The following is a 26,485-nucleotide window of genomic DNA, read 5'->3' as shown; positions in this document are numbered from 1 at the left end:
GATGTTCTCGCTCCCCCACCGCTCGCCTCGGGATTTGCCGTTCACTCACGACCACACGGCGTTGCTGCTGGTGGACATGCAACGCGCCTGGCTGGAACCGCAATTCGATGCCCATCTGAACACCGCCGAGGCCGAATATTTCATCCGTCGGGCGCGCCAGCAGGTGATTCCCAACCAGCAACGCCTGCTCAACGCGCTGCGCGCGGCCCGGCACAACGTGTTGCACACTCACATCGAAAGCCTCACCGCCGATGGCCGTGACCGCTCCCTGGATCACAAGCTGTCGGACATGCACCTGCCCAAGGGCAGCCCCGAGGCGCAGATCATTGCCGAGCTGGCGCCGCTGGAAAACGAAATCGTGCTGCCCAAGACCTCCTCGGGGGTCTTCAATTCCACCAACATCGACTACGTGCTGCGCAACCTGCAGACCCGCCATCTGATCATCGCCGGCATCGTCACCGACCAATGCGTCGATATGGCCGTGCGTGACGCCGCCGACCGCGGCTACCTGGTCACGCTGGTGGAAGATGCCTGCGCCACGTACACCGAACAACGGCATCTGGCGTGCCTGAACGCGATCAAGGGCTACTGCTGGATCGCCGATACCGACACCGTGCTCGGGCGTTTGCAGGAGATGCAGCCGTGAGCCGCCTCGATACCGCCGCGCCCCTGGCACCGTTACCCATCACGACGCTGGTAAGCACCGACCTGATCGGCGTGACCCGCGGGCGTTCGTTTCCCAGCGATGAGCTGCCCCACTACGTCACCGCCGGTTGTGGCTGGGTGCCGGCCAATAGCGCGCTGACGCCCCAGGACATCATCGCTTCGGCCAACCCCTGGGGCGCCTATGGCGACTTGCGGCTGGTGCCGGACCTGTCCAGCCGGGTGACCATCAGCAACGGCCCCGACGCCCAGGCCCCCGCCCTGGATTTCATCCACTGCGACATCCGGGAAACCGATGGCCGACCGTGGGGCGCCTGCCCGCGCACGCTGCTGCATGACGAAGTGGAGCGTTATCGCACCGAACTCGGCTTGCAGGTGTTCGCTGCGTTCGAGCATGAGTTCAACCTCAATACCACGCCGTCCCAACCCGACCGCCTGGCCTTCAGCCTCCAGGCCCAGCGCCAGCAGGCCGGGTTCGCCGGTTGGCTGCTCAGTGCCCTGCGGGCCGGCGGTGTCGAGCCGGAAATGTTCCTGCCCGAATACGGCAAGCACCAATACGAAATCACCTGCCGCCCGACCCTCGGCGTGGCCGCTGCCGACCGTGCGGTGAACGTGCGGGAAATCAGCCGCGAGATCGCCCGGCAAATGGGCTTGGGCTTAAGCTTCGCCCCCAAGACCGCAGAGAATGCCGTGTGCAACGGTGTGCACCTGCACCTGAGCCTGCAAGACCTGAGCGGCGACCCCGTGCTCCATGACGCCGCGAGCAGCAACGGCTTGTCCAGCCTCGGCCAACACTGGGCCGCGGGGGTGCTGCACTATCTGCCGGCGCTGTGCGCGCTGACCGCCCCAACACCGCTGTCCTACGAACGCCTGCAACCCCATCACTGGAGCGCGTCCTACGCCTGCCTGGGACAGCGCAACCGCGAAGCGGCGCTGCGCATCTGCCCGACCGTGAGCCTGGGCGGTAAACCCGTGGCGAACCAGTACAACCTGGAATTTCGTGCCATGGACGCCACCGCCTCGCCACATCTGGCGATGGCAGCACTGTTGGTCGCCGGACGCCTGGGCATCGAGCAACGGCTGGCGCTGAACGCTGTCACCGATGAAATACCCGATGAGTTGAATGAAGAACAACGTCGCGCCCGTGGCATTATCGCTCTGCCAACAACCCTGACCCAGGCGCTGGATTGCCTGCGCCACAGTGGGGCGCTGCTCGAAGCCCTGCCCGCCCCGCTGGTTGAAACCTACTTCGCCTTGAAGGCCCAGGAGCTGGCCTTGACCCAGGCGCTGTCACCTGCCGAGCGTTGTGAGCACTATGCGCGAATCTATTGAGTGTGCTGAATCAGGCCTCTACACCGGACCGGCCTACCGGCTGCTCCGGGAAGACTCCGAGCACCCGGTGCTGCTGGTGTGCGAACACGCCAGCCGCTTCATGCCCGAAGCCCTGAATGACCTGGGCCTGGATGAAACAGCCGCCCAGGAGCACATCGCCTGGGACATCGGCGCCCTGGCCCTGGCCGAACGCCTGGCCGAAACGTTGGGCGCGACCTTGCTGTCGGCCAATTATTCACGGTTATTGATCGACCTGAACCGCCCGCTTCACGTGTCCGATAGCATTCCGGCCCAGAGCGAGATCTACCAGGTCCCGGGCAACCATTCCCTGGACGAGGCCACTCGTGCCTATCGCCAGCAGCGCCTGTTCCACCCGTTCCATGATCGGCTGCGGGCGTTGATCGACCAGCGCCTGGCCGCCGACCGGTTGGTGCGGGTAGTGGGCATCCACAGTTTTACACCGGTGTTCTACGGCCAACCGCGCGCGCTGGAAGCCGGCGTACTGTTCGGCGAAGCCAAGGATTACGCCCAACGCATCGTCGACGGGCTGGGCCGGCATTCGCTGCGCGCGGCGGGCAACCAGCCCTACAAGATCAACCCTCTGACCGACATGACGGTCCCGGTGCACGGCGATGGACGCGGCCTGGATTCGGTGTTGATCGAAGTGCGCAACGACCTGCTGCGCAGCCCCGACGCGGTGCGAACCTGGAGCGCTTACCTGGCCCCGTTGTTGTAGGAACGCAGCGGCGAGGTTTGAGCGGCAAGCGACAAGCAAGAGCACACCCACACACAGCTGAGAAGGAGAACGGCTCATGAGTATCGAGGCATTTGGCTACAAACAGGAATTGAAGCGCAGCCTGTCACTGACGGACCTGGTGGTGTACGGGATGATTTTCATGATCCCCATCGCCCCGTTTGGCGTGTATGGCTACGTGAACGCCGAGGCCCCGGGGATGGTGCCGCTGGCGTATATCATCGGCATGGTGGCGATGCTGTTCACCGCGTTGAGCTACGGCAGCATGGCCCGGGCTTTTCCGGTGGCCGGTTCCGTCTATTCCTACGCACAACGAGGCCTCAACCCACACGTCGGGTTCATCGCGGGCTGGCTGATGCTGCTGGACTACCTGCTGATCCCGCCGCTGCTGTATGTCTACGCCGCCATGGCGTTGAATCATCTGTACCCGGACATTCCCAAGGTCGGTTTCATCCTCGCGTTCCTGGTAAGTGCGACCTTCGTCAACCTGCGGGGCATCACCTTCACCGCACGGATGAACATTATTTTCCTGCTGGCACAACTGGTGGTACTGGGGATTTTCCTGTTCTACGCCTGGAATGCCCTGCACAGCGGCGGCGGTAACGGCCAACTGACCCTGGCGCCGCTGTACAGCCCGGAACACTTCAACTTCGCCCTGCTGATGCAAGCCGTGTCCATCGCCGTGTTGTCGTTTTTGGGGTTCGACGCCATTTCCACCCTGGCCGAAGAAATCAAGGGCGACCCGGGCCGCAGCGTCGGCAAGGCAGCGTTGGTGACCTTGCTGGTGATGGGGGCGATTTTCGTGGTGCAGACCTGGATCGCCACTGACCTGGCGGCCGGCATGGGCTTCAAGTCAGCTGACACCGCATTCTATGAAATCGCCGAACTGGCGGCCGGCAGCTGGCTGGCAACCTTGACCGCTGTCGCCACGGCGCTGGCCTGGGGCGTGGCGGTGGCGATCACCTCGCAAGCGGCGGTGTCGCGGCTGTTGTTCGGCATGGCCCGGGACGGCAAGTTGCCCAAGGTGCTGGCCAAGGTCCATCCGAAACACAACACCCCGTACCTGAGCATTTATCTGGTCGCCGTGCTGTCGCTATTGATCTGCTACCTGTTTATCAATGCCGTGGACACCCTGACCTCCCTGGTCAACTTCGGCGCCCTGAGCGGCTTCATGTTGCTGCACATCACCGTGATCAACCATTACTGGCGCCGCCAGCGCTCCGGCCAGGTGATTCGCCATCTGATCTGCCCGCTGGTCGGCTTCGTGATCGTCGCGGCCATCATGTACAACATGGGCGTGGATGCGCAGAAGCTCGGCCTGATCTGGATTGCCGCAGGCGTGGTCTATCTGTGCGTGCTGAATAAATTCGGCAGCCGCACTGCGTTGCCCGATCCGGCCGCTCAGTGAAGTTCGGCGGTCGAAGGGTTCGACCTGCCGTAGTGAGTACGCGTGGAGATCGACAGTGATCGTCAAGCCCGGTGCTGGTCACCGGGCTCTCTGGAACAGGAGTGCAATCCATGCTGGCCTTACGTCCAGTTCAATTAAGCGACCTGCCGCAGTTGCAGCAGCTGGCCCGCAACAGCCTGGTAGGCGTGACCTCGCTGCCGGACGATACCGAGCGCCTGCGGGAAAAAATCCTCGACTCGTGCGCCTCGTTCGAGGCCGACGTGCAAAGCCCTGGCGGCGAGAATTATTTTTTTGTCCTGCAGGACCTGGTATCCGGGCACCTGGCCGGCTGTTCGGAAATCCTCTCCAACACCGGTTGCAACGAACCGTTCTACAGCCTGCGCAACCGGCCGTTCTCCAGCGAATCCCGGGAACTGAATATCCACCATGGTGTACCCGCGCTGTCGCTGTGCCAGGACCTCAACGGCCAGACACTGTTGCGTGGGTTTCACATCGACGCCGAGCGGGTTCGCACGCCCGAATCAGAACTGCTGTCGCGGGCCCGGCTGATGTTTATCGCCGCGCACCCTCAGCGCTTTGCCGAATCGGTGATCACGGAGATCGTCGGTTTCAGCAGCGAAGACGGCCAGTCGCCGTTCTGGGATGCCATCGGCAAGCACTTCTTCGACCTGCCCTACGTCGAGGCCGAACGCTTGTGCGGCCTGCAAAGCCGTACCTTTCTGGCCGAGCTGATGCCGCAATACCCGATCTACGTGCCAATGTTGCCGGCGCAGGCCCAGGCTTGCATCGGCCGGGTGCATCCCGACGGCCAGGAAGCCTTCGACATTCTGGAGCGCGAGGGTTTCGAAACCAACAGCTACGTGGACATCTTCGACGGCGGGCCGACGTTGCATGCCCGTGTCGCCAACATCCGCTCCATCACGCAAAGCCAGATTGCCACGGCTCGGCAAAGCCCGCAGATCGACGCCCGCGGCCGCTATCTGGTGAGCAATGATGGGCTTGGAAGCTACCGGGCGATCGTGGCCGAACTGGACGTCAATACCGAGGGCGCCGTGGTGTTGTCGCCAGACATGCTGGCCGCCCTGGGCGTCACGGATGGCCAGCCGATCCGGGTGGTTGCCTTATGAATCTCACTGGAGCCCGTGTTGCGTATCCGCGCTTGGACCGACACGATGAAGGAGCTGCCTCATGATTGTCCGCCCGGTCGCCATCACCGACCTGCCCGCCCTGCTGGACCTTGCCCGCTGCGCGGGCCCCGGGTTCACCAGCCTGCCGGCCAACGAAGAGCGCCTGGCCCATCGCGTTCGCTGGGCCCAGCGCACCTTTGCCGGGCAAGTCGAACGTGCCGACGCCGATTACCTGTTCGTGCTCGAGGATGATGACCGGCAAGTAGTGGGCATCAGCGCCCTGACCGGTGCGGTGGGATTACGCGAGCCTTGGTACAACTACCGCGTTGGGGTGACCGTCAGTTCGGCACCGGAGCTGGGCATCCAGCGACAGATCCCGACGCTGTTTCTCAACAACGAAATGACCGGGCAATCGGAAATCTGCTCGTTGTTCCTGCACCCCGAGCAACGCCGTGGCCACAATGGACGCCTGCTGTCCCTGGCGCGCCTGCTGTTCGTGGCCGAGTTCTCAGAGCTGTTCGGCGAGAAAATGATCGCCGAATTGCGCGGCCACGCCGACGAGCAAGGTTGCTCACCGTTCTGGGATAGCCTGGGACGGCACTTTTTCAAGAAGGATTTCAGCTACGCCGACCAGTTGTCCGGCATGGGCAACAAATCGTTCATTGCCGAGTTGATGCCGCGCCAGCCGCTGTACACCTGCCTGCTCACTGAACAGGCCCAGGCGGTGATCGGCAAGGCCCACCCGAATACCGAGCCAGCCATGAAGATTCTCGGCGCCGAGGGGTTCTCTCATAAAGGCTATATCGATATTTTCGACGCCGGCCCGGTCATCGAGGCGCCGGTTTCGAAGATCCGCACCGTGCGCGACAGCCAGTCGTTGACCCTGGCCATCGGCACGCCGGACGAACAAGCTCCGGTCTGGTTGATCCATAACCGACGTCTGGCGAACTGCCGCGTGACCAGTGCCCGGGCACGCCAGCATGGTCAGAGTCTGCTGGTCGACCGGCTCACCGCCAAACGCCTGCAAGTACAACCGGGTGACATGGTGCGCGCCGTGGCGCTGCTCAAACAGGGACGACAGGCGGTAGCGGCGTAACCCGCGGGTTGGGCTCAATATCGCCTTTTTTCGATGCAGGGACGGCATCGCCCATGCGCATTCGTCATCATCTTTGCGTCTCCCACGTGATAGCCTTTTGTTCCTTCGGCGTTGACACTTTTGCTCAAGCCTTTCCATTCCATTGGTGGAACTCATATGTCCAGGCTTTCCCATCAAGATTTGCGTCGCAATTTTCGTCAACTGCTGGCTTCCAAAACCTGCTACCACACCGCCTCGGTGTTTGACCCAATGTCGGCGCGCATCGCCGCCGACCTGGGGTTTGAAGTGGGGATCCTGGGTGGCTCGGTCGCGTCGTTGCAAGTGTTGGGCGCGCCGGACTTCGCCCTGATCACCCTCAGCGAATTCGCCGAACAGGCCACCCGCATCGGCCGTGTGGCCCAACTGCCGGTGATTGCCGACGCCGACCACGGCTACGGCAATGCCCTGAACGTGATGCGCACCATCATCGAACTGGAACGCGCCGGCGTGGCGGCGCTGACCATCGAGGACACCTTGCTGCCGGCCCAGTTTGGGCGTAAATCCACCGATTTGATCGGCGTGGCCGAAGGCGTCGGCAAGATTCGCGCAGCACTGGAGGCGCGAGTCGATTCGGAAATGGCGATCATTGCCCGTACCAATGCCGGGATTTTGCCGGTCCAGGAAATCATCAGCCGCACCCAGCAATATGAGCGTGCCGGGGCGGATGGGATTTGCATGGTGGGTGTGCAGGACTTCGAACACCTGGAGCAGATCAGCGAGAACCTGACGCTGCCGTTGATGCTCGTCACCTATGGCAACCCGAAGTTGCGCGACGACAAACGCCTGGCTGAGCTGGGTGTGCGAGTCACCATCGACGGCCACGGCGCCTATTTCGCCGCGATCAAGGCCACCTACGACAGCCTTCGTGAACAACGGCAGATCTTCACCCAGGCGTCGGATCTCAGCGCCACCGAACTGACCCACACCTACACCCAGCCCGAGGAGTACATCCGTTGGGCCGAGGAGTACATGAGCGTCAAGGAGTAAGCGAACTCGCTCCCACAGGATTAGCCTGTGGGAGCAAAGCTTGCTCCCACAGAGGCCCTTGGTGGGCCAGCTCCTAGCCCTTGCTACGCAGCATTTCCTTAGGCACGTATTTGCCGATCTCGAACTTGCCGATGGCGGCGCGGTGGACTTCATCCGGGCCGTCGGCCAGGCGCAGGGTGCGCTGCATGGCGTACATGTAGGCCAGCGGGAAATCGTTGGAGACCCCGGCCCCACCGTGGATCTGGATCGCCCTATCGATGACTTTCAAGGCCACGTTCGGCGCGACGACCTTGATCTGGGCAATTTCGCTCTTGGCCACTTTATTGCCGACGGTGTCCATCATGTACGCCGCTTTCAGCGTCAGCAGGCGCGCCATGTCGATCTCCATCCGCGAGTCGGCGATCTTGTCGACGTTACCGCCCAGGCGCGCCAATGGCTGGCCGAAGGCAGTGCGGCTCACGGCCCGCTTGCACATCAACTCCAAGGCGCGCTCGGCCATGCCGATGGAACGCATGCAGTGGTGAATCCGGCCTGGGCCAAGGCGACCCTGGGCAATTTCAAAGCCGCGGCCTTCACCCAGCAGGACGTTTTCGTACGGCACTCGCACGTTATCGAACAGCACTTCGGCATGCCCGTGCGGCGCGTCATCGTAGCCGAACACCGGCAGTGGCCGGACGATTTTGACCCCAGGGATGTCCACCGGCACCAGAATCATCGAATGCTGGGCATGCCGTGGTGCATCGGGGTTGCTCAGCCCCATGAAGATCAGGATCTTGCAGCGCGGGTCACAGGCCCCTGAGGTCCACCACTTCTTGCCATTGATCACCCACTGGTCACCATCGCGCTCGGCACGGGCGGCCATGTTGGTGGCGTCCGAGGAGGCAACGTCCGGCTCGGTCATGGCGAAAGCCGAGCGGATCTCGCCGCGCAGCAGCGGCTCCAGCCAACGCTGCTTCTGCTCTTCATTGGCGTAGCGCACCAGCACTTCCATGTTGCCGGTATCCGGCGCCGAGCAGTTGAACGGCTCCGGCCCCAACAGCGAGCGGCCCATGATCTCTGCCAACGGTGCATATTCCAGGTTGGTCAGGCCGGCACCCAGTTCGGACTCGGGCAGGAACAGGTTCCACAAACCCTCAGCCTTGGCCTTGGCCTTGAGCTCTTCCATGATGGCCGTGGGCTGCCAGCGGTCGCCTTCGGCCACTTGCCGTTCGAACACCGCTTCGGCCGGGTAAACGTAGGCATCCATGAACGCCGTGACACGTTCACGCAGTTCCTGAACCTTGGGGGAATAGGCGAAATCCATGAGCAGCACCTTCTTGGCAGAGGTTGTTTTAGGTCATGAAATCGATGCTAGTTCAGCTACGAAAATTTACCTAACCTATTCTCGGCGTGTATTAACATTCATCACCGATATATGTTTCACTGATTCGCATCGCCACCCGGCACCTCACAACACGTCCAAGAATAAGAGTGCAGCGCCATGAATCTGAGCAAGGTCGACCTCAACCTTTTCATTGTCTTCGATGCGATCTACACCGAAGCCAACCTGACCCGCGCCGGGCAGATCGTCGGCATCACGCAGCCGGCCGTGTCCAATGCCCTGGCGCGCCTGCGGGAGACCTTCAACGACCCGCTGTTCGTGCGCACCGCCCAGGGCATGGTGCCCACGCCCATGGCGCAGAACATCATCGGCCCGGTGCGCAATGCCCTGTCGTTGCTGCGGGTGTCGGTGCAGGAAAGCCGGATTTTCAACCCGTTGCAGGCGGTCAAGACCTACCGCATCAGCATGACCGACCTCACCGAAGGCGTGATCCTGCCGCCGTTGTTCCAACGTCTGCGCCGCCTGGCACCGACCGTGGCCATCGAGAGTTTCCTGTCCAAACGCCGTGAAACCACCAAGGAACTGGCCGCCGGGCGCCTCGACTTCGCCGTGGACGCGCCGCTCAACACCGACCCGCAGGTGCGCCACGTCAAGCTGATGGAAGACCGCTACGTGTGCGCCATGCGCAAGGGGCACCCGCTGGCGGGCAAGGAGAAGATCAGCCTCGACGATTACCTGGCCCAGACCCACGTGCATATTTCCAGCCGCCGCAACGGGCTCGGTTATGTCGACCTGGCCCTCGGCAAGATGGGCATCCAGCGCAAGATCGCCCTGCGTTCCCAGCATTACCTGATGGCGTCCCAGGTGCTGCAGCAGACCGACATGGTCATGACCGTCCCCGAGCGCTTTGCCCGTCGTCACGATCTGCACGCCTTCCTGTTGCCGGTCAACGATGTGCCGCCGGTGGAAACCCACTTGTACTGGCACGAAAGCACCGACCAGGACCCGGCCAACCGCTGGATGCGCGAGCAGATGATCGAACTCTGCCAGCAGGTGACGGCGCACGAGAAGAAGCTTGATAAGGTGGTGTAAAGCTCTGGACCGCGTTCTCGTTCTTCGCGAGCAAGCCCGCTCCCACATTGGACCTGCAATACACTCAACATTTGTGTACAACGCAGAATCTGTGGGAGCGGGCTTGCTCGCGAAGAGGCCTGTACAGGCAACGCACCTACGACTGCTTGACGCGAACGTCAACCTGCCTTTAGCTTAGCGCCAGCCCCTTTCGTTTCGAGCGCTTCCATGAGCAGCCAGACTTACAGCATCTCCGACCTCGCCCGCGAATTGGATATCACCACCCGGGCCATCCGCTTCTATGAAGAACAAGGCCTATTGAGCCCGGAGCGACGTGGCCAGGAACGTATTTACTCGCCGCGGGACAAGGTCAGCCTGAAGCTGATCCTGCGGGGCAAGCGCATCGGTTTTTCCTTGGCCGAGTGCCGCGAACTGATCGAACTCTACGACCCCACCAGCGGCAATCAGAAACAACTGCACAGCATGCTGGCGAAAATCGCCGAACGCCGAGAACAACTCGAACAGCAACTGCTGGACATCGAACAGATGAAACTCGAACTGGACACCGCCGAAGAACGCTGCATCCAGGCACTGGAGCAGACGATCAAGGGCCAGGAAATCGTCCAATAACGACGTGATTCCATTGTGGGAGCGGGCTTGCTCGCGAATGCGGACTTATTTCAGCCTATTTGGCGACTGGCACACCGCCTTCGCGAGCAAGCCCGCCCCCACAATGGATTGACACGCCCACTACTACAGGTCAATCCCCATGTCCCTCCCCTCCTTTGTACGCCTGATCGAAGTCGGCCCCCGCGACGGTCTGCAGAATGAAGCGCAACCCATCAGCGTCGCCGACAAGGTGCGCCTGGTAGACGCCTTGAGTGCCGCCGGCCTGGGTTACATCGAGGTCGGCAGTTTTGTCTCGCCCAAGTGGGTGCCGCAAATGGCCGGCTCCGCCGAGGTGTTCGCGCAGATCCAGCGCAAGCCCGGCGTCACCTATGGCGCCCTGGCACCGAACCTGCGGGGCTTTGAAGACGCACTGGCGGCCGGCGTGAAAGAAGTGGCGGTGTTTGCCGCCGCGTCCGAAGCGTTCTCTCAGCGCAACATCAACTGTTCCATCCAGGAAAGCCTGGAGCGCTTCGCGCCGATCATGGAGGCCGCGAAGCAGCATGGGGTCAGCGTGCGCGGTTATGTGTCCTGCGTGCTGGGCTGCCCGTATGAAGGCGAGGTCAAGGCCGAGCAGGTCGCGTGGGTCGCGCGGGAACTGTACACAATGGGCTGTTACGAGGTCTCCTTGGGCGACACCATCGGCACCGGCACCGCCGGCGCCACGCGCAGGATGTTCGAGGTGGTTGGCGCACAGGTACCTCGGGACAAACTGGCCGGGCATTTCCACGACACCTACGGCCAGGCCATGGCCAACGTGTACGCCAGCCTGCTGGAAGGCATCGCGGTGTTTGACAGCTCCATCGCCGGCCTTGGTGGCTGCCCGTACGCCAAGGGCGCCAGCGGTAACGTTGCCACCGAAGACGTGCTGTACCTGCTCAACGGCTTGGGCATTGAGACCGGGGTCGACCTGGACGCATTGATCGGCGCGGGCCGGCAGATTTGTGACGTGCTTGGCCGCCCGACCGGTTCGCGCGTCGCCAAGGCCCGCGCCGCACAGTGAGGTGTTACCGCTGGCGTTGTAACAGCGGCGAAACGAGTAACACGGAAACAATTTGTCAGGTATGGCCCGCCTGCCTTTTGCAGCAAAAAACATAACTCATTGATTTATATATAATTTTAAAAGTTGGCACGCCACCTGCTATATCTCTGACATAACAAGAATAAAAAAACGCAGCAAACCCAATAAAAACAAGACGAAACGACTCTGACATAACAAAAACAACACGGCAGAGACGCAGCTAACAGATTTTTTTGGAGAGGATGTGCTTTTCAGGGTGCTTTCAGGAGCAACCCGCAACCGGGCAGAGAACAATAAAACTACCTTCAGGTAGCTCCCGAATCGGTTGGATCGCCAGGCGAAAAAGCAGATCAGCGCTCAAAAAAATACGTTTGCTCTTGATCCCGGATGGGGGTCGCCAAAAACAGCGGTAAAGGGTCACGGCTACCAAAAACAACAACAGGCCGCCCCTCAATAATAAAAAAAGAGCACGCGACGACAAAATTAAAGGGGAGCTTCGGCTCCCCTTTGTGCTGTCTGGTGTTTAAGTTTTCCGGGACATTTCATGAAGGCGGTGTGTCAGTCATATCACCTTGGCCGATACATCGCCTTCGCGAGCAAGCCCGCTCCCACAGGGGATTTTGCTCAGTCTCCCTTTTCGCGCAGTTCTTCAATGCTGATTTCGCGCATGCGAAACTTCTGGATCTTGCCGGTGACGGTCATCGGAAATTCTTCGACGAACTTGAAATAACGCGGCGTCTTGAAGTGGGCGATACGCTCCTTGCACCAGGCTTGCAGCTCCTGCTCGGTGGCGCTGTGACCGGGGTGGAATTTGATCCAGGCGACGATTTCTTCGCCGTAGCGCGAGCATGGGATACCGATCACTTGCACGTCCGCCACCGCCGGGTGGGTGAAGAAGAACTCTTCCAGCTCACGCGGGTAAACATTCTCACCGCCGCGAATAATCATGTCCTTGTTGCGTCCGACAATGCGGACATAGCCCTGCTCATCCATGGTCGCCAGGTCGCCGGTGTGCATCCAGTTGTCCTGGTCTATGGCCTCGGCGGTGCCCTTGGGGTTGTTCCAGTAACCGAGCATCACGCTGTAACCGCGGGTACACAACTCGCCGATGGTGCCACGGGGAACGATCTCGCCAGCCTCATCGACGATCTTGCTTTCCAGTTGCGGCTGGGTGCGGCCCACGGTGGTGACGCGCAACTCCAGTTCATCCGCAGGACCGGTCTGCAATGACACCGGACTGGTTTCCGTCATGCCGTAGGCAATTTGCACCTCGGCCATGTGCATCTCATTGATGACCCGCCGCATCACTTCGATCGGGCACGTGGCCCCGGCCATGATCCCGGTGCGCAGGCTGGACAGGTCGAACTCACCCCTTTGCGGCTGATCCAGCATGGCGATGAACATGGTGGGTACGCCATACAGCGCCGTGGCTTTTTCCTCGGCGACGGTCTTTAGCGTCAATAACGGATCGAAGGCATCGTTGGGGTAGATCATGGTGCTGCCATGGGTCATGCAGCCCAGGTTACCCATGACCATGCCAAAGCAGTGGTAGAGCGGCACCGGAATCACCAGCCGGTCGGCGGCGACCAGGCCCAGGCTTTCGCCGACCATGTAGCCGTTATTGAGGATGTTGCGGTGGCTGAGGGTCGCGCCCTTGGGAAAACCGGTGGTGCCGGAGGTGTACTGGATATTCACCGGTTGATCGAAATGCAGGCTGGCCTGGCGCTCGGCCAGTTGTTCAGATGTAGTCGCTGCGCCAAGGGCGGCCAATTGCGACCAGGGCAGAAAGCCTGGCGGCGGCTGAAGATCGAGGCTGATCACGCCTCGCAGGTCCGGCAAACATTCACTCTGCAACTGGCCGATCGATTGTTCCACCAACTCCGGGGCCAGCGATTGCAGCATGGCGTGATAATCCGACGTCTTGAACGCCCCGGCGCACACCAGCCATTGGCAGCCGGATTGTTTGAGCACGTACTCCAGCTCCGAGGTGCGGTAGGCCGGGTTGATGTTGACCAGGATCACACCGATCTTCGCACTGGCGAACTGGCTGATGCACCACTGGGCACAATTGGGTGCCCACACACCGAGACGATCGCCGGCTTTCAAACCCAATGCCAACAAGGCTCGGGCATGCAGGTCGACGGCTTCGGCCAGTTGTCGCCAGGTGTAACGCAGCGATTGATGGCGAACCACCAGCGCCTCGCCCTCCGGATGGCGGGCCACTGTCTGGTCGAAAGCCTGGCCGATGGTTTGCGCCAACAACGCCTTGGCCTGGGAGCCACGGGTGTAGCTGAATTGCGAATGCGAACCGGATTGATCCATGACGCCCCCTCTTGTCTTTATTAGTGGGTGTAGCGGTGAACCTGATGCAGAGCGCACTTACTCTGGCTCAAGTTGACGTTAACGTAAAGGGCGATTGACAGCCATCCGTCACAGGCTTACGTTAACGTAAAGGTGAGAGCCACTCTTCAGCTCTCCGCACCCGATAAAAAAGCCAAAGGTGTCCCATGAGCTACCCATCCCTGAACTTTGCCCTCGGCGAAACCATCGACATGCTGCGCGACCAGGTTCAGTCCTTCGTCGCCAAAGAGATCGCTCCACGCGCCGCTCAGATCGACATCGACAACCTGTTCCCCGCCGACCTGTGGCGCAAGTTTGGCGACATGGGCCTGCTGGGCATTACGGTCGCGGAAGAATACGGCGGTGCCGGCCTGGGCTATCTGGCCCACGTGGTGGCGATGGAAGAAATCAGCCGCGGCTCGGCTTCGGTCGCCCTCTCCTACGGCGCCCACTCCAACCTCTGCGTGAACCAGATCAACCGCAACGGCAATCATGAGCAGAAGACCAAATACCTGCCCAAGTTGATCAGCGGCGAACACGTTGGCGCCCTGGCCATGAGCGAGCCGAACGCCGGCTCCGACGTGGTCTCGATGAAGCTGCGCGCCGACAAGCGTGGCGATCATTACGTACTCAACGGCAGCAAGACCTGGATCACCAACGGTCCCGACGCCAACACCTACGTGATCTACGCCAAGACCGACCTGGAAAAAGGCCCCCACGGCATCACCGCCTTCATCGTCGAGCGTGACTGGAAAGGCTTCAGCCGCAGCAACAAGTTCGACAAGCTCGGAATGCGCGGCTCGAACACCTGCGAGCTGTTTTTCGATGACGTTGAAGTGCCGGAAGAGAACATCCTCGGCGCGCTCAATGGCGGCGTGAAAGTGCTGATGAGCGGCCTCGATTACGAGCGCGTGGTGCTCTCGGGCGGCCCCACCGGGATCATGCAGGCCTGCATGGACCTGATCGTGCCGTACATCCACGACCGCAAGCAGTTCGGCCAGAGCATCGGCGAATTCCAGCTGATCCAGGGCAAGGTCGCCGACATGTACACCCAGCTCAACGCCAGCCGCGCCTACCTGTATGCGGTGGCCCAGGCTTGTGAGCGCGGCGAAACCACCCGCAAGGACGCCGCCGGGGTGATCCTCTACAGCGCCGAACGCGCCACGCAAATGGCCCTCGACGCGATCCAGATCCTCGGCGGCAACGGCTACATCAATGAATTCCCCGCCGGTCGTCTGCTGCGTGACGCCAAGCTGTACGAAATCGGTGCTGGCACCAGTGAGATTCGTCGGATGTTGATCGGCCGCGAACTGTTCAACGAAACCCGCTAACGGAGCTGACCATGGCCACGCTACACACTCAGCTCAACCCCCGTTCGCCGGATTTCATCGCCAACCGCGATGCGATGCTCAAACAGGTCGAGGCCCTGCACACCTTGCTCGCACAAGTGCAGCAAGGTGGCGGCCCCAAGGCCCAGGAGCGCCACACTTCGCGGGGCAAACTGCTGCCCCGTGAGCGCATCAATCGGCTGCTGGATCCCGGATCACCGTTTCTGGAAATCAGCCCGTTGGCGGCCTATGAAGTCTATGGCGAAGACGTGCCAGCGGCTGGGGTGATTGCCGGGATCGGCCGCGTGGAGGGCGTCGAGTGCATGATTGTCGCCAACGACGCGACGGTCAAAGGCGGCTCCTACTATCCGCTGACAGTGAAAAAACACCTGCGCGCCCAGACCATCGCCCAGCAGAATCGCCTGCCCTGCATTTACCTGGTGGATTCGGGCGGCGCCAACCTGCCGCGCCAGGACGAAGTGTTCCCGGACCGCGAGCACTTCGGACGGATCTTCTTCAACCAGGCCAACATGAGTGCCCAGGGCATCCCGCAGATCGCCGTGGTCATGGGCTCCTGCACCGCCGGTGGCGCCTACGTGCCAGCGATGGCTGACGAAGCGATCATGGTCCGCCAGCAAGCCACGATTTTTCTCGCCGGCCCACCCCTGGTGAAAGCCGCCACCGGCGAAGTGGTGAGTGCCGAAGACCTGGGCGGTGCCGATGTGCATTGCAAGATTTCTGGCGTCGCCGACCACTACGCCGACAGCGATGAACACGCCCTTGCCATTGCCCGCCGCAGCGTGGCCAACCTCAACTGGCGCAAACTCGGTGACGTGCAGCAACGCCAACCCATCGCTCCGTTGTATGCGAGCGATGAGCTGTACGGCGTGGTGTCGGCCGACGCCAAGCAACCGTTCGATGTGCGCGAAGTGATCGCACGCCTGGTGGACGGTTCGGTGTTCGACGAGTTCAAGGCGCTGTTCGGCACGACGCTGGTGTGCGGCTTCGCCCACTTGCACGGCTACCCGATCGCGATCCTGGCCAACAACGGCATCCTGTTTGCCGAAGCGGCGCAGAAAGGCGCGCACTTCATCGAACTGGCCTGTCAACGTGGTATTGCGCTGCTGTTCCTGCAGAACATCACCGGCTTCATGGTCGGGCAGAAATACGAAGCCGGCGGCATCGCCAAGCACGGCGCGAAGCTGGTGACGGCGGTGGCTTGCGCCAAGGTGCCGAAATTCACCGTGATCATCGGCGGCAGTTTCGGCGCCGGTAACTATGGCATGTGCGGCCGGGCCTACGACCCACGGTTCCTGTGGATGTGGCCGAATGCACGGATTGGCGTGATGGGCGCCGAGCAGGCGGCAGGTGTGTTGGTGCAGGTCAAGCGCGAACAGGCCGAACGCAGCGGCCATCCTTTCAGCGCTGCCCAGGAGGCTGAGATCAAGCAACCGATTCTCGATCAGTACGAAGAACAGGGTCACCCCTACTATTCCAGCGCACGGCTGTGGGACGACGGCGTCATCGACCCGGCCCAGACCCGCGACGTACTGGGCCTGGCCTTGTCTGCGTCACTGAACGCGCCCATCGAACCGAGCCGCTTCGGCGTGTTCCGGATGTAAACGGGGAATGCCCATGGATAACTTCAATACCCTCGAACTGCTCACCGACCCGCGTGGCGTCGCCACCCTATGGCTGAGCCGCGAGTCGAAAAACAACGCGTTCAACGCTGAAATGATCCGCGAACTGATCCTCGCCCTGGATCAGGTCAGCGGCGATCCGAGCCTGCGCTTCCTGCTGATCCGCGGGCGTGGCAAACATTTCAGCGCCGGCGCCGACCTGGCCTGGATGCAGCAATCGGCCGAGCTCGACTATCACACCAACCTCGACGACGCCCGGGAACTGGCGGAGCTGATGTACAACCTCGCCAAGCTGAAAATCCCTACGTTGGCGGTCGTCCAAGGTGCGGCGTTTGGGGGTGCGCTGGGGCTGATCAGCGCCTGCGACATGGCCATTGGCGCCGATGAAGCGCAGTTCTGCCTGTCGGAAGTACGCATTGGCCTGGCGCCGGCGGTGATCAGCCCGTTCGTGGTGCAAGCCATAGGCGAACGGGCGGCCCGGCGTTACGCCCTGACCGCTGAACGCTTCGGCGGGCAACGTGCGAAAGAAATCGGTTTGCTGTCGGAAAGTCACCCGGCCGAGACCCTGGATCAGCAGGTCGAGCAATGGATCGACAACCTGTTGCTCAACAGCCCGGCGGCCATGCGCGCCAGCAAGGAACTGTTGCGCGAAGTCGGTAACGGCGCCCTCACCCCGGCGCTGCGGCGCTACACCGAAAACGCCATCGCCCGCATCCGTGTCAGCCCGGAGGGCCAGGAAGGGTTACGAGCCTTCCTGCAAAAACGTGCGCCGAACTGGCAAGCCGAGTCGAATAATAAGGAGCCGCGTCGATGAGCGCCCCTGTCCTCACTACTTTGCTGGTGGCCAACCGTGGTGAAATCGCCTGCCGCGTAATGCGCACCGCCAAAGCCATGGGCCTGACCACTGTGGCCGTGCACAGCGCCACCGACCGCGATGCGCGCCACAGCCGTGAAGCCGACATTCGCGTCGACCTGGGCGGCAGCAAGGCCACCGACAGCTACCTGCAAATCGACAAGCTGATCGCCGCCGCCCTGGCCAGTGGCGCCCAGGCGATCCATCCGGGTTATGGCTTTCTGTCGGAGAATGCCGGGTTCGCCCGCGCCATCGAAAACGCCGGGTTGATCTTCCTCGGCCCGCCCGCCTCGGCCATCGACGCCATGGGCAGCAAGTCCGCGGCCAAGGCCTTGATGGAAACCGCCGGCGTGCCCCTGGTGCCCGGCTATCACGGCGAAGCCCAAGACCTCGACACCTTCCGCGACGCCTGTGCACGCATCGGTTATCCCGTGCTGCTCAAGGCCACTGCCGGTGGTGGCGGCAAAGGCATGAAAGTGGTCGAAGACGTCAGCCAGCTGGCCGAAGCCCTTGCCTCGGCCCAGCGTGAAGCGCAATCGTCATTCGGCGATTCGCGGATGCTGGTGGAGAAATACCTGCTCAAGCCGCGCCACGTTGAGATCCAGGTGTTCGCCGATCAGCACGGCAACTGCCTGTACCTCAACGAGCGCGATTGCTCGATTCAGCGTCGGCACCAGAAGGTCGTCGAAGAAGCCCCGGCGCCGGGCCTGAGTCCGCAACTGCGACGAGCCATGGGCGAAGCTGCGGTGCGCTCGGCACAAGCCATCGGTTATGTCGGCGCCGGTACCGTGGAATTCTTGCTGGATGCGCGCGGCGAGTTTTTCTTCATGGAGATGAACACGCGCCTGCAAGTCGAACACCCGGTGACCGAAGCCATTACCGGCCTCGATCTGGTGGCCTGGCAGATTCGCGTGGCGCGTGGCGAAGCGCTGCCGATGACTCAGGACGAGGTGCCTTTGATCGGCCACGCCATCGAAGTGCGGCTGTACGCCGAAGACCCGGCCAACGATTTCCTGCCGGCCACCGGACGCCTGGCGCTGTATCGCGAATCAGCCGAAGGGCCGGGGCGGCGGGTCGACAGTGGCGTGGAAGAAGGTGATGAGATCTCGCCGTTCTACGACCCGATGCTCGGTAAGCTGATCGCCTGGGGCGAGGACCGTGAACAGGCGCGGTTACGGCTATTGAGCATGCTCGACGAATTTGCCATTGGCGGACTGAAAACCAATATCGGGTTCCTGCGACGCATCGTCGCTCACCCCGCCTTCGCGGCGGCGGAGCTGGACACTGGATTTATCCCACGCTATCAGGCGCAATTACTGCCAGAGCCTGGCGAATTGAATGATGATTTCTGGCGCGCTGCGGCCCACGGTTTTGCCTTGAGTCTGACGCCACGTGTACGAGCCGATGACGCCCACTCGCCCTGGGCCAACGTCGCCGGGCTGCGCCTGGGACTGCCAAGGGAAACCACCCTGCACTTGAGCTGCGAAGGACAGGATCGCGCGATGACGCTGGACGTTACAGCGGGTAGCGCGGAGTTCAAGGGCGAGCAACTGCTGATCGAGCACCACGGCCTGCGCCGTAGACATCGGGCCATCCGCCAGGGCGACAGCCTGTATCTGCAATGGGAAGGTGACCTGCACCGAGTCGATCTGTACGACCCGTTGGCCGCTGCCGAAGCCAGCCACAGCCATCAAGGCGGCCTGACCGCCCCCATGAACGGCAGCATCGTCCGGGTATTGGTGAGCGTCGGCCAAACGGTGGAAACCGGGGCGCAACTGGTGGTGCTGGAAGCGATGAAAATGGAGCACAGCATTCGTGCGCCCAAGGCCGGCGTGATCAAGGCGCTGTATTGCCAGGAAGGTGAAATGGTCAGCGAAGGCAGCGCACTGGTGGCGTTCGAAGAATAGGCATCGACCCGTATGCCGGGTCGATCCAGTTAGAACCTGATGGTGGCCTGCACGACCACACCGATGATGCGGCATTGTTCGGTGTACAGGTTTTTCGGGTAAGTCGGATTGAGCGGAACCAGATAACGCTGGCCGCTCTCTTCGATCAATTTGCGAAAGGTCGCATCGCTGCTGCCAGGCAGTTGCGCGACCACCAGTTTGCCGGGCACCGCTTCGATGGCCGGGTCGATCAGGATCGACATCCCCTCGGGAATGCTCAACCCGCTCGGTGCGGTCATCGCATCGCCAACCACCACCAGCCAGAACGCGTCGCCCTGGGCATGGTAATCCGTCAGCTCATAGCGCGCCTTGTCGTAGGTCGCGAGCTCGCCTTCGCGGATTTCACCCACCTCGCTCCAATCGCTCACCGGGTAACGGAAGTACGGATTGTACTTCTGCGCCAGGGCCATGCCTTCGTCGGTCGAAGTATCCGGCTCGCGAATCACCATCGCCACTTCCAGAAACTCCAGCCCCAGCTCCTGCAGGACCCGATTCATGTCTTCGACACTGGGCTGCCGGCGCTTGGTCAGCCAATGGCCGACACCGCCCTGGGACATGCCCAAACGTTCTGCGAGCACCACTTGCGTGACGCGCAGCTCCTTCATCTTGGCCTTGACCAACTCTATCCATTTATCCATGTGCGGCACGATACGTGGCTGTCTCCGACCATCAAAACACAAATTGTAGTATTTAAATTATCGTCACAATTACGATAGGTACTATTCTGGGTTCAGGACTTCAGCCCCCCATACGGAGAATCTCGACACCATGGACACACCCAACAAGGATCAGCCCAACAACCCTTTCGACAGCTCGTTCCCCTCGCTGCAGGATTGCCCGGCGGCCCAACGCGCCCTCGACTACTACTTGAAACCAGGTGTTTCGGATGCGCCGGCAGAGCATCGCTTCTTCGACGTAAATCGCAACATCAGCTCAGAAGAAGCCCTGGTTCACGCTTGTGATCTGCTGCGCTGCGCGGCGGCCACCGCCCACGAATCCGCCAACCGGCTGGATGGTTCGAGCCGGGACCTGGCATTTTCAGTGGTGCATATGATTGATCTGGTCAAGGTGATGCTTGACCGGTCCCTGGATGGCTACCCTACTCGCTAGGCGTAGCACAGGGGAATGGCGCCGCGAATGCGGGCGAAAGGAAATATTTTCCAATCGATGCGATAAAACCATTTGACTTGCAAATGATAATGATTATTATTGCATCAGCTGGTCGCGAGATCAGTCGATAGGCCAGAAGACCTTAGGTCGGACTTCTGGAATATCTCCTCATCAGGCTAATCACGGTTTTTGACCCGGCTTTTTGCCGGGTCTTTTTTTGCCGATTTTTCGGCTTATGGCTTCAGGCTAATGAAGTCTTTGGGTGTCGCTAATTCGGTGGCGGCGATGATAGCAAATGAGTATCCATTTACAAGTGTTCCCCCCGCCTCAGCCGCGAAAGCGATCGATAGGCAGCTACTTGAGAATCCACTGCTGACTCTCTAAGCTGCGTTGGCGTCCAGGGAGGGCGCCCCCTTCTTCAAATGACTCAAATCGTCCGGTTTTGCCTTTCTTGCGTGTAAAGTAACGGCCATGAAAATCCTTTTCAGGAGCCGTGACCGTGGCTAAATCCTCTTTCGATATCAGCGCCAATTTTGACAGCGGCAACATTGAAGTCGTCGACATCAGCAACCCGCTGCAGTCGCTGCTGAAGATCCGACCCGACACCCGCAGCGCTCACTTTCAATGGTTCCACTTCAAGGCCAGCGGCCTGCATGTCGGCCAGGAATATTCCTTCCGCCTGCTCAATGCCAGTCAATCGTCCTACAACAAGGCTTGGACCGGCTACCAGACCGTTGCCTCCTACGATCACGTCAACTGGTTCCGTATTCCCACGCAGTTTGAAGGCGACGCCCTGCGCTTTCACCTCGAGGCCGAACAACCTCATGCCTGGTTCGCCTACTTCGAACCCTACAGCCGTGGCCGTCATGATTGGTTGATCGAGCAAGCGTTGCACAAGGCCGGTACCGAACTGCTGGCCGTCGGTAAAAGTGCGCAAGGCCGTGACATTCAATTGCTGCGCAAGGGCAGCGGTGCCGAAGGTCGGCGCAAGGTCTGGATCATCGCCCAGCAGCACCCTGGCGAGCACATGGCCGAATGGTTCATGGAAGGCGTGATCGAACGCCTCCAGCATCAGGATGATCCGCAACTGGGACAATTGCTGGCCAAGGCCGATCTGTATCTGGTGCCGAACATGAACCCGGACGGCGCGTTCCACGGTCATTTGCGTACCAATGCCCTGGGCCAGGACCTCAACCGTGCCTGGCAGAACGCCAGTCCGGAAATCAGCCCGGAGGTGTTTTTCGTACAGCAGCAAATGGAAAAGTACGGGGTCGATCTGTTCCTCGATGTGCATGGCGATGAGGAAATCCCCCATGTCTTCACCGCCGCATGTGAAGGTAATCCGGGTTACACGCCGCGTATTGCCCAACTCGAAGAGCGCTTTCGCAGCCATCTCAAACACCAGACCAAAGACTTCCAGACCGCTCACGGCTACACCCGCGACGAACCGGGCCAGGCCAACATGACCCTGGCCTGCAACGCGGTCGGTCAGAAATACGATTGCTTGTCCCTGACCCTGGAAATGCCGTTCAAAGACCACGACGACCACCCGAACCCGCTGACCGGCTGGTCCGGCAAGCGCTCGATGCAATTGGGCAAGGATGTGTTGAGCACCGTCGCGGACATGGTCGACGAATTGCGCTGACGTTCAATTTAACGACATGAATAGATTCCGTGGCGAGGGAGCAAGCTCCCTCGCCACGGTTTCCTCTATTAGCCCTTACCTCGCAACATACTGTCCAACACCTCATCCCGGCGCACCCAACCGTGAAACAACGCCGCCGCCAAATGCACCAGCACGGTCAGGAACAACAGATAGGCCAGGTACCCGTGGGCCTTGCGCAGCAGTGCGAAGGTCTGGGCGTCCGCCGGCAGGATCGCGGGCAGTTGCAACGAATGACTGAGCATCACCGGGTCCCCCGCTGCCGAAATCATGCCCCAACCCAGTAGCGGCAGGACGAGCATCAAAGCGTACAACAGCACATGCGAAGCTCTGGCCGCCAACACCTGCCAACTTGGCAAATCGGCCGGCAGCGGCGGCTGTCGGGTGGAAAAGCGCACCACCAGGCGCACGACTACCAGCAACAGAATCGCAATGCCCAACGGCTTGTGCAGTTGCAGCAGCCATTCATGGCGCTCGGACACCGAGGCGACCATGCCAGCGCCGATAAACAGCATGGCGATGATCATCAATGCCATCAGCCAGTGCAGCAGCCGGGCCAATGGTGCAAAGTGACGAGGGGCGCTCATGGGCGGGACTCCTGGTTAGCGGGCAATTGGCTGACTTCGCTGGTACGCCGCAGATAGGAACTGGCATAGGCGGCGGAACGCGCGGCCAACAGCGGGTCCTCGGAACCCTCGATCCCGCTGGGCAGGATCAGCGGGTCATAGTTGATATCGCGGCACTCGCCGTTGTCCTGCGCCTGGGTGCGCTCGAGCACCAGCGTGCCGGCATTGAGCACCTTGCGATCAGACGGCCAGGCCTTGCTGGCATCGTTCACCGGGTCGCCAGGATTGGCCAAGGTGATGTTCAACTGCCAGCGCAACGGCCCGGCAGCCAGACGCTTCACCAAATCCTGCTCCAGAAAGTCGGCCCCCTGGGGTGGGGTGGCGTCCGCTACGTCCTGGCTCATCGGCACCACGCCCCAGCGCACGGCCTGGCGCTGCCCTGTCGAGTTGACCAGGTAGAACGCATTGATGCCGTTGTAGGTTTCGGTGGCATAGCTGGCCGATGGTTTGGCGGTCTTGATCCATTGCAGGAACGGCACAGCTTCCGGGTGCGCGGCAAAGAACGCTGGCACCGCCGCCGGGTTCGGTTTCCCCGTGGCCGGATCCGGCGACTGGGCCTGTTGCAATTGATAGAACGCTTCAGGCGTACCCACCGGGAACACCGGCATGCTGTTCATGCCCGTGCGCCATTGCTGGCCGTTGGCCTGGGTAAAACGCAACGCCAGACTGCGAATCGGGACGCTGCCGTCCGGTGCATAGGGGTTGCCGCTGGGCAGGGCGAAACGCCCGACCACCGGCGTTCGCGCCGCCATGAACACCTGCGCGCTGGAATAGGCGCGGGCCTGGTCGGTGCTTTCGAAATAGCCGGCGACGCAGACACCCTTCGAGTGATTGCGCCGAAAGCCCGGGTGAACACCGTTATTTTTTTCCAACACGTTGACCAGCGCATTCGGTGTCAGACGTTGCGGGTCAAAGGTGCCATTGACGTAGGCAAAGGCCCCGGCCAGCGCGGCGACGATCACCGCGATGCCGCTCAGGCGCAGCGTCAGGCTGGCGGCGCTCAGCGGCGGCCGACTCGGCGAAGAGGAAGGGTCAACCATAAGAAAGCTCCAGCGCTTGCGGAAAGAACCCGTGAGACGAAGGCCTGACAGGTTTATTCCCACGCCTCGTATTTATTTTTCCTGCGCTGGAATAATCTCGTTCGCGGATCGTCTTTCCAGTCCAGGCGCAGTGACTGCCCCAAGAAGCCACACTCCCATGAACGAACTCGACGAACAGTTGCGCATCCTCATCCCCCGGCTACGGCGGTTTGCCGTGTCGCTGACGCGCAACTCCAGCAACGCCGATGACCTGGTGCAGATGTGCCTGGAGCGGGCGCTGTCCAAATGGGACGACAAGCGCCCTGACGGCGACCTGCGGGCCTGGCTGTTTTCGATTCTTTATCGGCAGTTTCTCGATGCCCATCGCCGTTCCCGGCGATATGCGCGCATGCTGGAATTTTTCACCGGCCGCGACGATGCCCATCCTTCGGCCGAACGCAGCGTGATTGCGCAATCGTCCCTGCAGGCCTTCGACCAACTCTCCACTGAACAACGTGCACTGTTGTTATGGGTGTCGGTGGAAGGCTTGAGTTACCAGCAAGTCGCCGACATCCTCGGTGTACCGACCGGTACGGTGATGTCGCGCCTGTCTCGCGCCCGCCAGGCCCTGCGCCAACTCAGCGACGGCGAAATCACCCGCCCTACCCTGCGGATACTCAAATGATCAGCATGCCCCCCAGCGACAGCGACCTGCACGCCTACGTCGATCGCCAACTGAGCGAGGCCGACCAGCGTCTGATGGACACTTACCTCGCCGGTCACCCCGAGGTTGCCGCCCGGGTCCGCGCCTGGCAACAGGACGCGCAACACCTGCGCACGGCCCTGAGTGGAGCCTTGCAGCGGCCGGCCAACCCGGATCTCGACCCGGCCATGATTCGCCAGCGCCTGAAACATCGATCCCGCCGCCACCTGGCCAGCGCAGCAGTGTTGTTGCTGGCGGTCAGTGTGGGCGGGTTCAGCGGCTGGAAGGCGCGGGAGATGACCATTCTCAGCGCCGTAGCCCCCATGGCTGACGCACTACAGGCGTACCGACTGTTCGCCCAACAGGGCATCCTTCCGGCCGATTACCAAACCGGCGACGAGCAGAGCATGCAAGGTTGGCTCGACCGTTACTTCACCCAGGCCAACCGGCTGCCAGACCTGTCGGGCGCCGGTTTCAAGCCGGTCAGCGGTCGCTTGCTCAGCACCGAGCAAGGGGCGGCGGCCATGGTGGTTTATCAAGACCCAAGCGGCCAGAAGATCAGCTTCTACGTGCGCCCACCGGGCCCGAAAAACTTCCTGCTGCCCCGTGGCAGCCGCCGCGACGGCGAGCTGCAGGCCGAGTATTGGTCCGGGCCGGGATACAACTATGCGATGGTCATACCCAGTGATACGCCGGCGGCGCAAAAGCTCAAGCAGACCCTGAATTTCTGAGCACCGCAGATCCCCTGTAGGAGCGGGCTTGCTCGCGAAGGCGCTGGCACATTCAACATCAATGTCGTTTGACACACCGCTTTCGCGAGCAAGCCCGCTCTCACAGGGGTCGGGGATGTCCGTGAAACTCAACCCTGCCCAAACACCTGCGAAGGCCTGCGCAGCAGCGGGTCGAACGGGTTGACTCGCGGTCCGATCAGCGCCGCCTCGCGCTTGAGCATTTCCACCACCGTCGGCAAGCGATCGGGCCCCAGTCGATCGCTCACTGTTGCCACGCTCAAGGCCGCCACGGCACGGCCGTCACGGTCCAGGATCGGCACGGCCACCCCGGCCATGCCCTGCAACACGCCTGTATTGCGTCCGGCATAGCCCAGTGCGCGCACGTTCTCCACTTCCGTGCGCAGGAAGACTTCGTCGTACAAATGGAAATCCTTGAGCCGGGGCAGGTTGTAATGAATCACCGTGTCGCGCTCCTCTTCCGGCAGGAACGCGAGGATGGCCAGGCTGCCCTGCCCCACGCCCAGAGCCACTCGCCCGCCAATGTCGCCGGTGAATGTGCGGATCGGGAACGGCCCTTCACTACGGTCCAGGCAAATGGCATCGAACCCACTGCGCGCCAGCAAAAACAACGAGTCCCCCAAGGACGCCGACAGCCGCAGCATGGCAGGTCGCGCAAGATCACGCAGGTTGCCAGAGTTGCCGGCACGGGCGGCCAAGGCAAAGAAGTCCAGGCTCAAGCGATAGCGTTTGCTGCGCGCGTCCTGCTCGACCATGCCCTCGTCCATCAGGCTGCGCAGCAAGCGATGGGTGGTGGGCTGGGACAGGCCGATGCGTTGTGCCAATTGCGTCACCCGCTCGCCGCCTTCGACGGTGTCCCCCAGGCTACGCAACACGGCGAACAATCTGGAGACAGCGCCAACCCCGACCTCAGACTTCGCATCATTCCGATCAGTGGAATCTGACATTTAATTTTCCATCAATAAATTTACTCACCGAATGAAACTGAAAATAGTCTTCGCTTCAGTGAAATAGGCCATTGAG

The 26,485-nt window shown here is 61.5% G+C and carries 24 protein-coding genes; 18 read left to right on the top strand and 6 right to left on the bottom strand.

The window, feature by feature from the left end; genetic code table 11:
* The first annotated feature begins 1 nt into the window (after position 1).
* From EPZ47_RS10090 to EPZ47_RS10060, 7 genes are all read left to right on the top strand, one after another.
* On the top strand, positions 2-646 hold the full coding sequence (locus EPZ47_RS10090) for a cysteine hydrolase family protein (RefSeq protein ID WP_135844624.1): 645 nt from the start codon (positions 2-4) through the stop codon (positions 644-646).
* Complete coding sequence (locus EPZ47_RS10085; protein WP_135844623.1) at positions 643-1,995, top strand: type I glutamate--ammonia ligase; 1,353 nt, start codon at positions 643-645, stop codon at positions 1,993-1,995. The genes EPZ47_RS10090 and EPZ47_RS10085 overlap by 4 nt, the downstream gene beginning before the upstream one ends.
* Complete coding sequence (locus EPZ47_RS10080) at positions 1,979-2,731, top strand: N-formylglutamate amidohydrolase (RefSeq protein WP_135844622.1); 753 nt, start codon at positions 1,979-1,981, stop codon at positions 2,729-2,731. The genes EPZ47_RS10085 and EPZ47_RS10080 overlap by 17 nt, the downstream gene beginning before the upstream one ends.
* A 76-nt stretch (positions 2,732-2,807) precedes the next feature.
* Positions 2,808-4,157, top strand: coding sequence for an APC family permease (locus EPZ47_RS10075; RefSeq protein ID WP_135844621.1), 1,350 nt, complete (start codon positions 2,808-2,810; stop codon positions 4,155-4,157).
* A gap of 110 nt (positions 4,158-4,267) precedes the next feature.
* The gene (locus EPZ47_RS10070; protein ID WP_135844620.1) at positions 4,268-5,284 is read left to right on the top strand and encodes an arginine N-succinyltransferase; all 1,017 of its coding nucleotides are present in this window, start codon (positions 4,268-4,270) and stop codon (positions 5,282-5,284) included.
* 61 nt (positions 5,285-5,345) lie between these two features.
* Positions 5,346-6,380 (top strand): arginine N-succinyltransferase, encoded by a 1,035-nt coding sequence (gene astA, locus EPZ47_RS10065; protein WP_135844619.1) that lies wholly within the window; start codon positions 5,346-5,348, stop codon positions 6,378-6,380.
* Positions 6,381-6,536: 156 nt separating this feature from the next.
* Entirely contained in the window at positions 6,537-7,406 is an 870-nt protein-coding gene (locus tag EPZ47_RS10060) for an isocitrate lyase/PEP mutase family protein (RefSeq protein ID WP_135844618.1), read from the top strand.
* Positions 7,407-7,479: 73 nt separating this feature from the next.
* Here EPZ47_RS10060 and EPZ47_RS10055 read toward each other — a convergent pair whose 3' ends face one another.
* Positions 7,480-8,709, bottom strand: coding sequence for an acyl-CoA dehydrogenase (locus tag EPZ47_RS10055; RefSeq protein WP_135844617.1), 1,230 nt, complete (start codon positions 8,707-8,709; stop codon positions 7,480-7,482).
* Positions 8,710-8,886: 177 nt separating this feature from the next.
* Between EPZ47_RS10055 and EPZ47_RS10050 the strand changes: the two genes are divergently transcribed.
* From EPZ47_RS10050 to EPZ47_RS10040, 3 genes are all read left to right on the top strand, one after another.
* Positions 8,887-9,819 carry a LysR family transcriptional regulator gene (locus EPZ47_RS10050; RefSeq protein ID WP_135844616.1) on the top strand — a complete coding sequence of 311 codons (933 nt, stop codon included), beginning with the start codon at positions 8,887-8,889 and terminating at the stop codon, positions 9,817-9,819.
* Positions 9,820-10,026: 207 nt separating this feature from the next.
* Positions 10,027-10,428 (top strand): MerR family transcriptional regulator, encoded by a 402-nt coding sequence (locus EPZ47_RS10045; RefSeq protein WP_135844615.1) that lies wholly within the window; start codon positions 10,027-10,029, stop codon positions 10,426-10,428.
* Between the two features lie 139 nt (positions 10,429-10,567).
* A complete protein-coding gene (locus tag EPZ47_RS10040) occupies positions 10,568-11,467 on the top strand; it encodes a hydroxymethylglutaryl-CoA lyase (RefSeq protein WP_135844614.1) in 900 nt (299 codons plus the stop codon).
* A gap of 642 nt (positions 11,468-12,109) precedes the next feature.
* Here EPZ47_RS10040 and EPZ47_RS10035 read toward each other — a convergent pair.
* Positions 12,110-13,807, bottom strand: coding sequence for an AMP-binding protein (locus EPZ47_RS10035; RefSeq protein ID WP_135844613.1), 1,698 nt, complete (start codon positions 13,805-13,807; stop codon positions 12,110-12,112).
* Positions 13,808-13,992: 185 nt separating this feature from the next.
* Here EPZ47_RS10035 and EPZ47_RS10030 point away from each other — a divergent pair, with 185 nt between their 5' ends.
* The 4 genes from EPZ47_RS10030 to EPZ47_RS10015 are packed head-to-tail and all read left to right on the top strand — an operon-like array spanning position 13,993 to position 19,553.
* Positions 13,993-15,156, top strand: a complete 1,164-nt coding sequence (locus EPZ47_RS10030; RefSeq protein WP_135844612.1) for an isovaleryl-CoA dehydrogenase — start codon at positions 13,993-13,995, stop codon at positions 15,154-15,156.
* An 11-nt stretch (positions 15,157-15,167) separates the two neighbouring features.
* Positions 15,168-16,775 (top strand): carboxyl transferase domain-containing protein, encoded by a 1,608-nt coding sequence (locus EPZ47_RS10025; RefSeq protein ID WP_135844611.1) that lies wholly within the window; start codon positions 15,168-15,170, stop codon positions 16,773-16,775.
* A gap of 13 nt (positions 16,776-16,788) precedes the next feature.
* Complete coding sequence (locus EPZ47_RS10020; RefSeq protein ID WP_135844610.1) at positions 16,789-17,607, top strand: gamma-carboxygeranoyl-CoA hydratase; 819 nt, start codon at positions 16,789-16,791, stop codon at positions 17,605-17,607.
* Positions 17,604-19,553 (top strand): acetyl/propionyl/methylcrotonyl-CoA carboxylase subunit alpha, encoded by a 1,950-nt coding sequence (locus tag EPZ47_RS10015; RefSeq protein WP_135844609.1) that lies wholly within the window; start codon positions 17,604-17,606, stop codon positions 19,551-19,553. Before EPZ47_RS10020 ends, EPZ47_RS10015 begins: the two co-directional genes overlap by 4 nt.
* Positions 19,554-19,582: 29 nt before the next feature.
* On the opposite strand, the gene EPZ47_RS10010 is transcribed toward EPZ47_RS10015, so the two are convergent.
* Positions 19,583-20,230 carry a LexA family protein gene (locus EPZ47_RS10010; protein ID WP_135844608.1) on the bottom strand — a complete coding sequence of 216 codons (648 nt, stop codon included), beginning with the start codon at positions 20,228-20,230 and terminating at the stop codon, positions 19,583-19,585.
* Between the two features lie 130 nt (positions 20,231-20,360).
* Between EPZ47_RS10010 and EPZ47_RS10005 the strand changes: the two genes are divergently transcribed.
* Both EPZ47_RS10005 and EPZ47_RS10000 read left to right on the top strand, forming a co-directional pair.
* Positions 20,361-20,702, top strand: a complete 342-nt coding sequence (locus tag EPZ47_RS10005; RefSeq protein ID WP_135844607.1) for a DUF6124 family protein — start codon at positions 20,361-20,363, stop codon at positions 20,700-20,702.
* Positions 20,703-21,195: 493 nt separating this feature from the next.
* The gene (locus EPZ47_RS10000; RefSeq protein ID WP_135844606.1) at positions 21,196-22,347 is read left to right on the top strand and encodes a M14 family metallopeptidase; all 1,152 of its coding nucleotides are present in this window, start codon (positions 21,196-21,198) and stop codon (positions 22,345-22,347) included.
* A 68-nt stretch (positions 22,348-22,415) separates the two neighbouring features.
* Here EPZ47_RS10000 and EPZ47_RS09995 read toward each other — a convergent pair whose 3' ends face one another.
* Both EPZ47_RS09995 and EPZ47_RS09990 read right to left on the bottom strand, forming a co-directional pair.
* Positions 22,416-22,952, bottom strand: coding sequence for a cytochrome b (locus EPZ47_RS09995; protein WP_135844605.1), 537 nt, complete (start codon positions 22,950-22,952; stop codon positions 22,416-22,418).
* On the bottom strand, positions 22,949-24,031 hold the full coding sequence (locus EPZ47_RS09990) for a catalase family peroxidase (protein WP_135844604.1): 1,083 nt from the start codon (positions 24,029-24,031) through the stop codon (positions 22,949-22,951). Before EPZ47_RS09990 ends, EPZ47_RS09995 begins: the two co-directional genes overlap by 4 nt.
* 157 nt (positions 24,032-24,188) lie before the next feature.
* Between EPZ47_RS09990 and EPZ47_RS09985 the strand changes: the two genes are divergently transcribed.
* Positions 24,189-24,695 (top strand): sigma-70 family RNA polymerase sigma factor, encoded by a 507-nt coding sequence (locus EPZ47_RS09985; RefSeq protein ID WP_135844603.1) that lies wholly within the window; start codon positions 24,189-24,191, stop codon positions 24,693-24,695.
* Positions 24,692-25,444: an anti-sigma factor family protein gene (locus EPZ47_RS09980; protein ID WP_135844602.1), complete on the top strand. Its 753-nt coding sequence runs from the start codon at positions 24,692-24,694 to the stop codon at positions 25,442-25,444. Before EPZ47_RS09985 ends, EPZ47_RS09980 begins: the two co-directional genes overlap by 4 nt.
* Positions 25,445-25,572: 128 nt before the next feature.
* Here the strand turns inward: EPZ47_RS09980 and EPZ47_RS09975 are convergent, their stop codons facing one another.
* Positions 25,573-26,409 carry an IclR family transcriptional regulator gene (locus tag EPZ47_RS09975; RefSeq protein WP_135844601.1) on the bottom strand — a complete coding sequence of 279 codons (837 nt, stop codon included), beginning with the start codon at positions 26,407-26,409 and terminating at the stop codon, positions 25,573-25,575.
* Positions 26,410-26,485: the final 76 nt, after the last annotated feature.

Source organism: Pseudomonas viciae, assembly GCF_004786035.1.
GTDB lineage: Bacteria > Pseudomonadota > Gammaproteobacteria > Pseudomonadales > Pseudomonadaceae > Aquipseudomonas > Aquipseudomonas viciae.
Note: the sequence above shows the minus strand (reverse complement) of the source record. Positions and strands in the feature narration are given on the sequence as shown.